General features: G+C 66.6%; 12 protein-coding genes and 1 tRNA gene. 3 read left to right on the forward strand and 10 right to left on the reverse strand.

The window, feature by feature from the left end:
* Positions 1-39 precede the first annotated feature (39 nt).
* Together purU and H4W26_RS04740 are read right to left on the reverse strand one after the other, a co-directional pair.
* Complete coding sequence (gene purU / locus H4W26_RS04735; protein WP_192590970.1) at positions 40-915, reverse strand: formyltetrahydrofolate deformylase; 876 nt, start codon at positions 913-915, stop codon at positions 40-42.
* Between the two features lie 118 nt (positions 916-1,033).
* A tRNA-Asn gene (locus H4W26_RS04740) sits at positions 1,034-1,105 on the reverse strand.
* A gap of 89 nt (positions 1,106-1,194) precedes the next feature.
* Here H4W26_RS04740 and H4W26_RS04745 point away from each other — a divergent pair.
* Entirely contained in the window at positions 1,195-1,836 is a 642-nt protein-coding gene (locus H4W26_RS04745; protein ID WP_318779772.1) for an LOG family protein, read from the forward strand.
* Between the two features lie 3 nt (positions 1,837-1,839).
* Here H4W26_RS04745 and H4W26_RS04750 read toward each other — a convergent pair whose 3' ends face one another.
* From H4W26_RS04750 to dapE, 3 genes are read right to left on the reverse strand one after another with little or no spacing between them, the layout of a single operon-like run.
* Positions 1,840-2,286, reverse strand: coding sequence for a GNAT family acetyltransferase (locus H4W26_RS04750; protein WP_192590971.1), 447 nt, complete (start codon positions 2,284-2,286; stop codon positions 1,840-1,842).
* Positions 2,287-2,293: 7 nt separating this feature from the next.
* Entirely contained in the window at positions 2,294-3,037 is a 744-nt protein-coding gene (locus tag H4W26_RS04755) for an SDR family oxidoreductase (protein ID WP_192590972.1), read from the reverse strand.
* A 9-nt stretch (positions 3,038-3,046) separates the two neighbouring features.
* The gene (dapE, locus tag H4W26_RS04760; RefSeq protein ID WP_192590973.1) at positions 3,047-4,186 is read right to left on the reverse strand and encodes a succinyl-diaminopimelate desuccinylase; all 1,140 of its coding nucleotides are present in this window, start codon (positions 4,184-4,186) and stop codon (positions 3,047-3,049) included.
* A gap of 77 nt (positions 4,187-4,263) precedes the next feature.
* Between dapE and dapD the strand changes: the two genes are divergently transcribed.
* Together dapD and H4W26_RS04770 are read left to right on the forward strand one after the other, a co-directional pair.
* Complete coding sequence (gene dapD, locus H4W26_RS04765) at positions 4,264-5,217, forward strand: 2,3,4,5-tetrahydropyridine-2,6-dicarboxylate N-succinyltransferase (protein ID WP_192590974.1); 954 nt, start codon at positions 4,264-4,266, stop codon at positions 5,215-5,217.
* 23 nt (positions 5,218-5,240) lie between these two features.
* The gene (locus H4W26_RS04770; RefSeq protein WP_192590975.1) at positions 5,241-6,290 is read left to right on the forward strand and encodes a hypothetical protein; all 1,050 of its coding nucleotides are present in this window, start codon (positions 5,241-5,243) and stop codon (positions 6,288-6,290) included.
* 145 nt (positions 6,291-6,435) lie between these two features.
* Here H4W26_RS04770 and H4W26_RS04775 read toward each other — a convergent pair whose 3' ends face one another.
* The 5 genes from H4W26_RS04775 to typA all read right to left on the reverse strand — a co-directional run bounded on the left by H4W26_RS04775 (position 6,436) and on the right by typA (position 11,816).
* Positions 6,436-7,719: a citrate synthase gene (locus H4W26_RS04775; RefSeq protein WP_192590976.1), complete on the reverse strand. Its 1,284-nt coding sequence runs from the start codon at positions 7,717-7,719 to the stop codon at positions 6,436-6,438.
* A 110-nt stretch (positions 7,720-7,829) separates the two neighbouring features.
* Complete coding sequence (dapC, locus tag H4W26_RS04780; RefSeq protein ID WP_192590977.1) at positions 7,830-8,999, reverse strand: succinyldiaminopimelate transaminase; 1,170 nt, start codon at positions 8,997-8,999, stop codon at positions 7,830-7,832.
* 36 nt (positions 9,000-9,035) lie between these two features.
* Positions 9,036-9,356: a ferredoxin gene (gene fdxA / locus H4W26_RS04785; protein ID WP_192590978.1), complete on the reverse strand. Its 321-nt coding sequence runs from the start codon at positions 9,354-9,356 to the stop codon at positions 9,036-9,038.
* A gap of 37 nt (positions 9,357-9,393) precedes the next feature.
* The gene (locus tag H4W26_RS04790; protein WP_192590979.1) at positions 9,394-9,870 is read right to left on the reverse strand and encodes a hypothetical protein; all 477 of its coding nucleotides are present in this window, start codon (positions 9,868-9,870) and stop codon (positions 9,394-9,396) included.
* A complete protein-coding gene (gene typA / locus H4W26_RS04795; RefSeq protein WP_192590980.1) occupies positions 9,870-11,816 on the reverse strand; it encodes a translational GTPase TypA in 1,947 nt (648 codons plus the stop codon). Before typA ends, H4W26_RS04790 begins: the two co-directional genes overlap by 1 nt.
* Between the last annotated feature and the right edge of the window lie 605 nt (positions 11,817-12,421).

Consider the following 12,421-nt stretch of genomic DNA (forward strand, 5'->3'; position numbering starts at 1 on the left):
CGGAGATTCCGCCCCTCACGTGGAAGGTGGGGGTCCCGCTCAGAAGACGATCGTGGTGCTTCCGTTGCGGATCACGCGGTCCTCGCAGTGCCACTTCACCGCGCGGGAGAGCACGGCGCGCTCGACGTCGGCGCCGAAGCGGGTGAGCTGGGCGACGTCGTCGCTGTGTGAGACCCGGATGACGTCCTGCTCGATGATCGGACCCTCGTCCAGATCACGGGTGACGTAGTGCGCCGTGGCGCCGATGAGCTTCACGCCCCGGTCCTTGGCCTTCTGGTAGGGGCCGGCGCCGATGAAGGCCGGCAGGAAGCTGTGGTGGATGTTGATCACCGGGGCTCCGACCTGGTCCAGGAAGTTCTCCGAGATGATCTGCATGTAGCGCGCCAGCACGATCATGTCCACGTTCCCGCGCAGCAGCTGCAAGTGCTTGGTCTCGGCCGCGGCCTTGTCGCCGTCGACGATGGGCACATGGAAATACGGGATGCCGAAGGGCCGCACGTCCTCGGCGAGGTCTGCGTGATTCGAGATGACCATCGCGATGTCCATCGGGATCTCGCCACGGCGGTGGCGCCAGAGCAGGTCCAGCAGGCAGTGATCGGTCTTGGACGCGAAGATCGCCACCCGCTTGGGCTGATCGGCCGCGGTCAGCGAGAAGTCCATGGAGAAGCGGTCCGCGAGCTTGGTCTGGACCGCCTGCTCCACGGCGGGCTTGGCGGCCGCGAGCCCGGGCAGGTGGAAGACAGTGCGCTGGAAGAAGCGTCCCCCTTCCACGCCCGTGGAGTACTGGTCCAGGCTGATGATGTTGCCGCCGACCTCGGCGATCACCTCAGAGACTGCGGCCACGATCCCGGGCTGATCGGGGCAGGAGATGATCAGTCGGGCGATGTCGTGGGTCTGGGTCTCAGGGGTGCTCATCAGGTCTCCGAATCAGGATCGCCAGGTCAGTGCGGGCGGACGGGACCGCGCCATGGACACTATGACACGAAACAGGGCATGAAAAACGCCCCCGCCCAGAAGGGCGAGGGCGAATCTGCTCCCCCAGTTGGATTCGAACCAACAACCGCTCGATTAACAGTCGAGTGCTCTGCCGTTGAGCTATGGAGGATTGCGACTAAAAAAGTCTAGCAGGGGTTCCGGGTCGCTGTGAAATCCCCGCGGTGGATCTGCCAGCATCCGCTGTGACATCATCTCCTCGTGAGCCACGATCCCGCAACCACCCCCACAAGCGCCCCACCACACACCCCTGGCGGCACCCTGGCCGGCTCCCCTGGCGGCAACGCTGCGTTCGGCAGCCTCACCGTCTTCACCGGATCCGCCTCCGGAGCCGACCCGGACTACACCACCGCCACCAGAGACCTCGGCGCTGCCCTGGCTGCCGCTGGATTCAGCGTGGTCTACGGCGGAGCCACGGTCGGGCTGATGGGCCAGATCGCTGATGCGGCCCTGGAGGCCGGCGGCGAGGTGCACGGCGTCATCCCTGAGGTGCTGATGAACCGGGAGGTGGCCCACCAGGGCCTGACCTCGCTGGAGCTGGTGCCCGACATGCACACCCGCAAGTCCCGGATGGCTGAGCTGGGCGACGGGTTCCTCGCCCTCCCCGGAGGCATGGGCACGCTGGAGGAGTTCTTCGAGGTCTGGACCTGGCAGTACCTCGGCCTGCATGCCAAGCCCGTCGGACTCTATAACGTGAAGGGGTTCTGGGACCCGCTGCTGAGTATGGTCGACCATATGGTCGCGCAGGGGTTCATGTCCCCCGCCCGTCGCGACGCCCTGGTGATCAGCGCAGACCCGCAGGATCTGATCCATCAGCTGCGCGCCTGGACGCCCGCGGGCTGACCGTCACGAGTCCAGCCAGCGCCCCAGCACGACGGTGTCCTGATCGGTATAGCCCATGCCCCGATAGAACTGCTGCACCTCTGCGTTCTCCTGACGCACCATGAGCATGAGCTTCGGGACTCCACGATCGCGCAGCCAGTCCTCCGCGGCGGTCAAAAGCCGCTTGCCGATCCCGCCACCCTGCAGCGACTTCTCCACCGCGGTGTAGTAGATCCAGCCCCGATGACCGTCCTGGCCCAGCATCACGGTGCCCAGCAGCCGATGGCGGGCGTCCACCGCCGCGAGCACTGTGGACTCGGCGCCGGCGAGCGCTCGTCGGCAGTCCTCGTGGGGGTCGTTCCAGGGCCTGGTCAGGCCGGTCTGCTGCCAGAGCGCGACGGCGGCGTCCACCAGGTCTTCTGGAAGGTCGATGATCTCGACCGGAGAGGTCAGCGAGTCCTGCTCACCCATGACGACGCTACTTCTGCACGGGTCGGATCGAGAGGGTCTCGACCATGGAGGCGTCCTCCATGTCGACCACGGTGCGCGCCGCCTCAGCGATGGCCCGCGGAGAGATGTAGATGCCGCCGTCGTAGCTCTCGTTCCCCATGGATTCCTGCAGTGCGACCTGCATGTCGGTGTCCACGCGGCCCGGGTGGATCGAGGTCACCTTCACGCGTCCGCGTTCCTCTTCCCGCAGCGCATCGGTCATCGCGCGCAGCGCGAACTTGGTGCCCGAGTACATGGAGCTGCCCGGACCAGCGGTGTACCCGGCCCCGGAGTTGATGCTCAGCACCTGGCCGTAGGACTCGCGCAGCAGCGGCAGCGCGGCACGGGTCAGCTCGGCCACGGCGAAGACGTTGACGGTGAACATCTGCTGGAACTGTGCCGGGGAGGTCTCCGCGACCGGGTTCATCCAGGCAAGTCCAGCGGAGTGGACCAGCACGTCCAGCCGGCTGAGTTCTGCTGCCTCCAGGGCTGGGGCGATCGCGTCGAGGTCGGTGAGGTCGACCAGGAACGGCTCGGCGCTGGGCAGGGTCTGCACCACAGCGTTGACCGTCTCGGGGTTGGTGCCGCCGACCAGGATGTGGTGCTCCTGGCCGAGCTCCTCCGCGATGGCCTTGCCGATCCCCCGGGACGCTCCGGTGATCAGCGCGACGGGGCGGGTTGATCGGGAGCTGGATGACTGGGTGGACGCGGCGGGGCGGGGCTGTTCGGTCATGGATTCAGCTTAGAGGACGTCGCCCAGCAGCCAGCGGTGCAGCGCCTCGTGGCAGGCGCGCAGCGCATCGGCGCTGACATGTTCGTCATCGGTGTGCGCCAGCAACGGGTCCCCGGGACCGAAGTTCACCGCGGGCACTCCCCTGGCGGAGAAGCGTGCCACGTCGGTCCAGCCGTACTTGGGCATCGGCTCCCCGCCCACGGCGGAGATGAACGCCTTCGCGGCGGGGTGCTCCAATCCGGGACGTGCGGCTGCGGAGCTGTCGGTGATCCGCACCTGATCCCGGGTGATGCCCGCACCGGAGAGCACCTCGTAGACGTGGGCGTGGGCCTGCTCCTCGGTCTTGTCCGGGGCGAAGCGGTAGTTGATCTCCACCACGGTGGAATCCGGGATGACGTTTCCGGCCACTCCGCCGTGGATCCGCACCGCGTTGAGCCCCTCGCGGTAGTCCAGCCCCTCCACACCGATGGTCTGCGGCGCGTAGTCCTGCAGGACGCGCAGCAGTCCGGCGGCACCGTGGATCGCGTTCTCCCCCATCCAGGCGCGGCCCGAGTGGGCGGCGACCCCGGGGATGCTGACCTCAAAGCGGCAGGTGCCGTTGCACCCGCCCTCCACAACCCCGTGGGTGGGTTCCAGCAGCACCGCAAAATCACCGGCGAGCAGCCCGGGCACGCTGCTCAGGACCCTGCCGAGCCCGGACTTGCTGGCCTCGACCTCCTCGTGGTCGTAGAAGACCCAGGTGATGTCCCGGTCCAGGGAGCCGCCGGCCTCCAGGTGAGCCGCGACGTCGTCGGCCAGCTTCAGCTGCACCGCCACCCCGCCCTTCATATCCGTGGCGCCCCGGCCATAGAGCACGTCCCCGCCCTGCTCGCGCTCCCAGCGCGGCGGGACCGTACCGCGGGATCCTGCGGTGGTGGGCAGCGGCACCGTGTCCAGGTGCCCGGCGAGGATGACCCGCTGCCCCGCGCCGGTGTCGGTGCGCGCGATGATGGTGTCGCCGTCGCGGTGCAGGCTCAGGCCACTGAGCCCGGCGAGAGCCGATTCCACGGCGTCGGCCAGGGTCTTTTCATCGCCGGAGACGGATTCGCAGGCGATGATCGCCTCGGTGAGCGCGGCGACATCGCCGGAGAGCTGGGCACGGATATCCATGGCTCCAGCCTAGGCGGGGAACGCGCGAAGCGGCGCCGCCGGACCCGAGGCCAGCGGGAAAAAGTAGGATGGGGCCCATGAGCACTGAATCCCGAATTGCATCTGGCCATGGTCTTGCCAGCGTGACCGCCGACGGCACCGTCCTGGACACCTGGTTCCCGAACCCCGTTCTGTCCCCGCTTTCCGATAACGACGACGCCGCGCTCATCGCCGGCCTCGAGGCCGCCACCGGCGAGGATGCTGACCGCGGGGTGAGAACTCAGCTGGTCTCCGTCGAATCTGACCTCGATGCCGAGGCGACCTCTGCCTCCGACGTGTGGCTGCGCCTGCACCTGCTCTCGCACCGACTGGTCAAGCCGCGGACCATCAACCTGGACGGCATCTTCGGCCACCTCAGCAACGTGGTGTGGACGAACTTCGGCCCCTGCGCGGTGGCCGGTTTCGAGACCACGCGTCTGCGCCTGCGCGCCCGCGGCCACGTCAGCGTCTACTCCATCGACAAGTTCCCCCGTCTGGTCGACTATGTGACGCCCTCGGGCGTGCGCATCGGCGACGCCGACCGCGTCCGGCTGGGTGCACACCTGGCCGAGGGCACCACGGTCATGCACGAGGGCTTTGTGAACTTCAACGCCGGCACACTGGGGAACTCCATGGTGGAAGGACGCATCTCCGCTGGAGTCGTGGTCGGCGACGGCACCGACATCGGCGGCGGCGCCTCGATCATGGGCACCCTCTCCGGAGGCGGCAAGGAGAAGATCACCCTCGGTGAGCGGGTCCTGCTGGGCGCGAACTCCGGTGTGGGCATCTCGATCGGCGATGACTGCGTCGTCGAGGCGGGCCTCTACGTCACCGCCGGCACGAAGGTCTCGGTGCTCGGCGATGACCGCAGCGTGGAGGACACCGTGAAGGCCTCGGCGCTCTCCGGGGTTCCGAATCTGCTCTTCCGCCGCGATTCGGTCACCGGCGCAGTCCAGGCAGTCCCCCGCAAGGGCCAGAAGGTGGAGCTCAACGCGGCTCTGCACAAGAACTGAGCAGAGAGCACAGAGAGGTCCTGATGAGCCCGCGAGCTGATCGTCCCATCACCGTCACGCGCAAGGTCCACCGCCGTCGCCGCCGCGCCCGGGCGGTCATGGCCATCACGGTGGTCGCCGCCGTCGTTGCCGCGACCGGATACGGGGCCTGGCAGTTCATCGAGGAGAACGAATACCTCCTCGACGAGCGCTGCCAGGTGACGGTGGGTGAGACCGAGCATCGGCTCACTCCCGCGCAGACCTACTCTGCCGCGCATCTTGCCGCCGGTGCCGCTGATCGAAACATGCCGGTGCAGGCGGCGATCGACGCGCTGGCCATGTCGCTGCAGGAGACGGAGCTGGAGAACCGGGCAGATCCTGCGGAGGCGGCGGACGAGAACGCGGAGGGCGCGGAGGACAATGGCGAGGAGGAAGCCGCTGAGGTGCCGGCTCCGATCCTCTTCGCCGCCGGGGGCGCCCAGTGGGATGCTGTGGACGCCTCGAACCCCACCCCGCGGACCGCGGACGAGTTCTACCAGGAACTCTCGAACAGCAGCCGGGGCGACGGCACCTCCGAGACGGAGTGGTCCGCCGAGCTGGATCTGGACGAAGCCGCCGAGGCACTGAGCCGTCCGCACAACTCCAGCTTCTACCCGCAGCACGAGGAGCTCGCGCGGGCCTTCGCCCGTCCGTTGACCGGCATGCAGCCGCTGGGGATGACCTGCCAGCTCAGCCAGATCGACGTTCCCGGACCCGACGCGGAAGGTCTCAGCGAGGAGCTGCGGTCCACACTGCCGAACCTGCTCGGCGAGGAGTCCATCGCCGTCGAGGGCTCCGGAGAGAACGGCTCGTTGAGCGTCTCGGTCGCCGAGGTGGACCCCGAAGCAGGGGTCCATGATCCCGTCAATGAGGACTCCGCTGAGCGCGGGGACCCGCTCTGGCTGGTGGCGCAGTGGGCCGTGGCGGCCGCGGAGACCTATGGCGTGCAGTCGGTGCACGCCGGGACACACGAGTGGCAGCGCGACACCGGACGCTGGGAGCGCGTGGACGAGGCCAGCGACGACGCCGTCGAGATCGGCTTCTCCCGCGACTGAGCGCGAGACCCGCTGCAGCGCCCCCCCCCTTTACGCGTTGAGCGGCGGATTCTCCGAGTAGTTGAGGCCGAAGGGCCCCGTGACTAGTCGGAGAATCCGCCGCTCAACGTAAGGGGTCAGCGAAGGGGGATCAACGAACGGGAGTTCAGACTCCCGGGTAGTTGCGCTCGGGCTCGCCGATGTAGATCTGGCGAGGCCGGCCGATCTTGGTGGAGGGATCCTCGATCATCTCGCGCCACTGGGCGATCCAGCCGGGAAGCCGGCCGAGTGCGAACAGCACGGTGAACATCTTCTCCGGGAAGCCCATGGCCTTGTAGATCAGGCCGGTGTAGAAGTCCACGTTCGGGTAGAGCTTGCGCTCGATGAAGTAATCGTCCTCCAGGGCCTTCTGCTCCAGGCGCTGCGCGATGTCGAAGAGCTCGTCGTCGCCGCCGAGCTTGGCCAGCAGGTCATCGGCCAGGCCCTTGACCACGCGGGCACGCGGGTCGTAGTTCTTGTACACCCGGTGTCCGAAGCCCATGAGCCGGACGCCGTCCTCCTTGTTCTTGACCTTCTCCATGAAGGCCTCCGGGCTGACGTCGCCGGACTGGATCTGGCGCAGCATCTTGAGCACCGCCTCGTTGGCGCCGCCGTGGGCGGGGCCGTAGAGCGCGTTGATGCCGGCGGAGACCGAGGCGAAGAGGTTCGCCTGCGAGGAGCCGACCAGGCGCACGGTGGAGGTGGAGCAGTTCTGCTCGTGGTCCGCGTGCAGGATCAGCAGCGTGTCCAGGGCCTTCACGATGTCCGGGTCCAGCTCGTACTGCTCTGCGGGCACGCCGAAGCAGCCCCGCAGGAAGTTCTCGGTGAGCGTGAGGTTATTGTCCGGGTAGAGCATCGGCTGTCCGATGGACTTCTTATACGCATAGGACGCGATGGTGGGGACCTTCGCGAGCATGCGATAGGTCGAGCGCTCCACGTGGTCCTTGTCGAAGGGATCCAGCGAGTCCGGGTAATAGGTGGACAGCGCGGAGACCGCCGAGGAGAGCACAGGCATCGGGTGCGCGTCGCGCGGGAAGCCGCCGAAGAAGTCGCGCAGCTCCTCATGCAGCAGCGTGTGCCGCCGGGTGACCTGGTCGAAATCCGTGAGCTGCGTCTGAGTGGGCAGCTCGCCGTAGATCAAGAGGTAGGAGACCTCGAGGAAGCTGGAGTGCTCTGCGAGCTGCTCGATCGGGTATCCGCGGTAGCGCAGGATGCCCTCATCGCCATCGATGTAGGTGATCGCGGACTTCGCGTTGGCGGTGTTCATGAACCCGGGGTCATAGGTGACCGCACCGGTGGTCTTCAACAGCGGCGCGATATCAAGGCCGTCGTTGCCCTCGACTGAGGACTGCACGGGAAGTTCCAGATCGCCCCCCTGGTAGCTCAGGCGGGCAGGAGTCTGCTCAGTCATGGGTCTCCTTATCAGACACACTCGGGGGACATCATGACAAACCTACCGTGAGGTCACGGCCGGTTGCCAGTTGTGTCCTGGTTCACGGATTTGGGTGTAACCTTCGCCGGTCAACCCATGAGTCGAGCCACTGCAGCAGCGATCCGTTCATCCGTGGCGGTCAGCGCCACGCGGATATAGCCGTTGCCGTGCTCGCCGTAGAACACCCCCGGTCCGACGACGATTCCCCGCTCCGCCATCGCCCGCACCAAGGACCAGGTGTCCTCTGCCGTGGCCTGAGCGGGATCAGCCTCCGCCGAGCGGCACCAGAGGTACAGCCCGGCGTGGGAGTCTTCGATCTGCAGCCCGGCGGCCTGCAGCGCCGGCACCATCAGGTCCCGGCGTCGGCGGTAAACCTCGCGCTGAGCCTGCACATGGGCGTCGTCGTCCAGTGCGGCCGCCAGCGCGGCCTGGATCGGAGCCGGAACGATCATGCCGGCATGTTTGCGGGTGTTGACCAGACCGGCGATCAGCTCGGGGCAGCCCGCGGCGAACGCTGCCCGGTATCCGGCGAGGTTCGACTGCTTGGAAGCGGAGTAGACGGCGAGCAGCCCGCGGTGGTCGCTGGCACCGGTCTCGGAGTCCGTGCCGCAGACCCGGGGGTCCAGGATCGAGGGGACGTCGTCCCCGTCCACCTCCCAGGGAAGTTCGGCGTAACACTCGTCGGAGGCCACCACGGCACCGATCCGGCGCGCAAGAGCCACCACGGAGCGCATCCACTCCAGGCTGGCGACCGCGCCGGTGGGGTTCGAGGGTGAGTTGATCCAGATCAGCTTGACCCGCTGCAGCGTCTCCTCGTCAAGGCTGAAGGGGTCATCGGTGGCGATCGGCGTCGCCCCGGCGATCTGCGCGCCGATGTCATAGGTCGGGTAGGCGACCAGCGGGCGCAGCACGACGTCGGCGGCTCCAGCCCCAGCTCTCGCGCCGAGACCCAGGAGGGTGGGCAGCCATGCCACGAGCTCCTTGGAACCGACCGTGGGCAGGATGTGCTCGGGGTCGAGATCCGGCACCCGACGCCGACGGGCGAACCACCCGGAGATGGACTCGCGCAGCGCGAGCGTGCCGTGGGTGGTGGGATAGCCCGGTGCATCCGCGGCCCCGGCCAGGGCACGCTGGACGACCTCGGGCGTGGGGTCGACCGGCGTGCCGATAGAGAGGTTCACGGCCCCGTCGGGGTGAGACCGGGACTGCTCCAGATAGGGAGCCATCGCGTCCCAGGGGTACTCAGGAAGAGTGAGCATGGCTTCCTTCGCCGAGGTGGCCGGTGGGGCGGATGGTCAGTGCTCTTGAACGGGCAGAGCGGAGACGATCTCGTGATCCTTCGGGATCAGGCCGACCTTCGCGGCGCCGCCGGGCGAGCCGACGTCATCGAAGAACTCGACATTGGCGCGGTAGTACTCAGACCACTGCTCCGGGGTGTCGTCCTCGTAATAGATGGCTTCCACGGGGCAGACAGGTTCGCAGGCGCCGCAGTCGACACACTCATCCGGGTGGATGTAGAGCATCCGGTCACCTTCATAGATGCAGTCCACAGGACATTCATCGATGCAGGCCTTGTCCTTCAGATCCACGCAAGGAAGGGCGATGATGTACGTCATGGACTCCTCAGTCTTTCTACGAGTGCGTGCTTTGAGTCTACCGAGATGAGGCGCGGTCTCGCACAACGATCCACTTGACCAGGATCATTGCAAGCAGTGTCACCACGGCAGCGCCCAGCCACCAGATCAGCGAGGCGAGCGTGGGCCCGGGAAGCAGCTCCATGGCCTCGGAGCTGTACGGGACCACAAGCTGGTCAGGGCCTGGCCAGAGATAGGCGATGGTGGCCACCGAGAAGGTGGTCACGCCCATGACCATGGGTTCGGCCAGGGACCCGCTCTTCAGCCCCGCCCAGAGCTGGGCCATCAGGCACATCAGGAGCGCCAGCAGCGCTCCCCAGGGGACGACTGTGCCGGTCTCGGTGGAACCGAGCACCAGGATGTTGCCGTGCAGGACGGTGCCCAGGATCCCGAGGACCACCCCGGCGGAGAAGCACACTCCCATCAGCACTGGGCTGACGGAGCGGCGTCTCCGCGCGGGAGCCTCGGGCTGCCCGGTGTCCTGCGCAACGGTCACTACTGTGCCGCGCTCTTCTTCTTACGAGTTTCCTTCATGCGCTCCGAGGAGTTCAGGATGACCTTGCGGATGCGGATGGAGTGCGGGGTGACCTCCACGCACTCGTCCTCATTGGCGAACTCGAGGGACTCCTCGAGGGTCAGCTTGGTGGGCGGGGTCAGACCTTCGAAGGAGTCGGCAGCCGCTGCACGCATATTGGTGAGCTTCTTCTCCTTCGTGATGTTGACCTCCATGTCGTCGTGGCGGGCGTTCTCGCCGACGACCATGCCCTCGTAGACCTCTTCCTGCGGGTCCACGAAGAACGTGCCGCGCTCCTGCAGGTTGATCATCGCGAACGGAGTCGCGGTGCCGGTGCGGTCCGAGATCAGCGAACCGGAGACCCGGTACTCGATCTCGCCCTTCCACGGCTCATAGCCGGCCGCATAGGAGGAGCCGATGCCGGCGCCGCGGGTGTCGGTGAGGAACTTGGTGCGGAAGCCGATGAGCCCGCGAGCCGGGACCATGAACTCCATACGGATCCAGCCGGTGCCGTTGTTGGTCATCGTGGTCATCGTGCCCTTGCGGGCCGCCATGAGCTGGGTGATCGCGCCCATGAACTCATCCGGAGCATCGATGGTCATGTTCTCCATCGGCTCGTGCAGCTTGCCGTCGATCTCGCGGGTGACGACCTGCGGCTTGCCCACGGTCAGCTCGAAGCCTTCGCGACGCATCTGCTCGACCAGGATGGCGAGCGCGAGCTCACCACGGCCCTGGACCTCCCAGGTGTCGGGACGCTCGGTCGGGAACACCTTGAGCGAGACGTTGCCGATGAGCTCCTTGTCCAGGCGATCCTTCACCTGGCGGGCGGTGACCTTGGCGCCCTTGACGCGGCCGGCCATCGGCGAGGTGTTGATGCCGATGGTCATGGAGATCGCAGGATCATCCACAACGATGTTCGGCAGCGGCTTGGGGTTGTCCAGATCCGTCAGGGTCTCACCGATCATGATGTCGGAGATGCCGGCGACGGCGACGATCTCACCGGGCCCGGCGGAATCGGCGGAGACGCGCTCCAGGCCCTTGGTGGCGAGCAGCTCGGTGATCTTGACGGTCTTCATCGTGCCGTCCTTGCGGGCCCAGGCGACCTGCTGGTTCTTCTTCAGCGTGCCGTTGAAGATGCGCAGCAGGGCCAGACGACCCAGGAACGGCGAGGCGTCCAGGTTCGTGACGTGGGCCTGGAGGACTTCCTCGGCGTCGTACTTGGGGGCGGGGACGTGCTCGAGGATGGTGTCGAAGAGCGGCTCGAGGTCCTCGCTGTCGGGCAGTCCGCCGTCGGCGGGCTGGGTCTTGGAGGCGCGGCCGGCCTTGCCGGAGGCGAAGACCACGGGGACGTCCAGCACGGAGTCCAGGTCCAGCTCGGGGTTCTCCTCGGCGACGTCGGAGGCCAGGCCGAGCAGCAGGTCCATGGTGTCGGAGACGACGCCGTCGATGCGTGCATCGGGGCGGTCGGTCTTGTTGACCACCAGGATCACGGGAAGCTGAGCGTTCAGTGCCTTGCGCAGCACGAAGCGGGTCTGCGGCAGCGGGCCCTCGGAGGCGTCCACCAGCAGGACCACGCCGTCGACCATGGAGAGGCCGCGCTCGACCTCACCGCCGAAGTCGGCGTGACCGGGGGTGTCGATGACGCTGATGGTGACCTCATCGGTGCCTGCGCGCTCCTTGGCGGCGGGGCCCGAGTAGAACACAGTGGTGTTCTTGGCCAGGATCGTGATGCCCTTCTCCTTCTCGAGCTCACCGGAGTCCATGACTCGGTCCTCGAGGTCGCCGTGGCCACCGACAGACTTGGTCTGCGTGAGCATGGCGTCGACCAGTGTGGTCTTGCCGTGGTCGACGTGGGCGACGATGGCGACGTTGCGCAGATCCTGGCGCTCGTCAGTGCCTGCAAGTGCGCGAGCGGCGGCAGTGGTCATAAGTGGGGCAACGCCTTCCATAGAGGAGATGTGACTTCGTGGACGTCAGTGTCGTGTCCTGACTCGTCCGCGTCACGTCGTAGTTCAAACAGTGTTTTTCAGTGTGGATTCGGGTGGGTCAGAGCGCACAGCAACGCGGCTGTGTCGCGACCACACCATTCAAGTGTACGGCCTGAAGCCGCGAGACCGGCAACGCGTCTCGATCGCAACCACCGTTGACACACGACGAAGTGGCGTCTGCGGGGAGGAAGCTGAACGCCAGCTCGGCGCGAACTGCGAATTCCGTAAAACCTATTGCGTCGACGATCGGTGAATTTTAGGTTGGTAGATGCAACTAGTTGATTCCAACGACCGCGGATCACCAGCGGAGATGTGGAGCGAGATATGCGATCGAAAATTCTACTCACGGCGGCGACATTGGCTGCTGTGACAGGTGTCTTCATTCAAAGCGCTGAATCTTTGACCTATGACGGAGACCAAGGTGATACCGGGGCCATGTGCTTCTGCGGAGGCGCCGGCGGCGACAGCCTGAGGTACTCCGGGATCGACAGCATCTACACCCCTTTGCCCTTCTGAACTAGCGGCCCACCGTTGAAGTTCGCGGA

Origin of the sequence: Nesterenkonia halotolerans (genome assembly GCF_014874065.1) — a bacterium.
Classification (GTDB): Bacteria; Actinomycetota; Actinomycetes; order Actinomycetales; family Micrococcaceae; genus Nesterenkonia; species Nesterenkonia halotolerans.

Coding starts and splice junctions, on each gene's coding strand:
- purU (WP_192590970.1), bottom strand. CDS start 915: ATGAGCACCCCTGAGACCCAGACCCACGACATCGCCCGACTGATCATC.
- H4W26_RS04750 (WP_192590971.1), bottom strand. CDS start 2,286: ATGGGTGAGCAGGACTCGCTGACCTCTCCGGTCGAGATCATCGACCTT.
- H4W26_RS04755 (WP_192590972.1), bottom strand. CDS start 3,037: ATGACCGAACAGCCCCGCCCCGCCGCGTCCACCCAGTCATCCAGCTCC.
- dapE (WP_192590973.1), bottom strand. CDS start 4,186: ATGGATATCCGTGCCCAGCTCTCCGGCGATGTCGCCGCGCTCACCGAG.
- dapD (WP_192590974.1), top strand. CDS start 4,264: ATGAGCACTGAATCCCGAATTGCATCTGGCCATGGTCTTGCCAGCGTG.
- H4W26_RS04770 (WP_192590975.1), top strand. CDS start 5,241: ATGAGCCCGCGAGCTGATCGTCCCATCACCGTCACGCGCAAGGTCCAC.
- H4W26_RS04775 (WP_192590976.1), bottom strand. CDS start 7,719: ATGACTGAGCAGACTCCTGCCCGCCTGAGCTACCAGGGGGGCGATCTG.
- dapC (WP_192590977.1), bottom strand. CDS start 8,999: ATGCTCACTCTTCCTGAGTACCCCTGGGACGCGATGGCTCCCTATCTG.
- fdxA (WP_192590978.1), bottom strand. CDS start 9,356: ATGACGTACATCATCGCCCTTCCTTGCGTGGATCTGAAGGACAAGGCC.
- typA (WP_192590980.1), bottom strand. CDS start 11,816: ATGACCACTGCCGCCGCTCGCGCACTTGCAGGCACTGACGAGCGCCAG.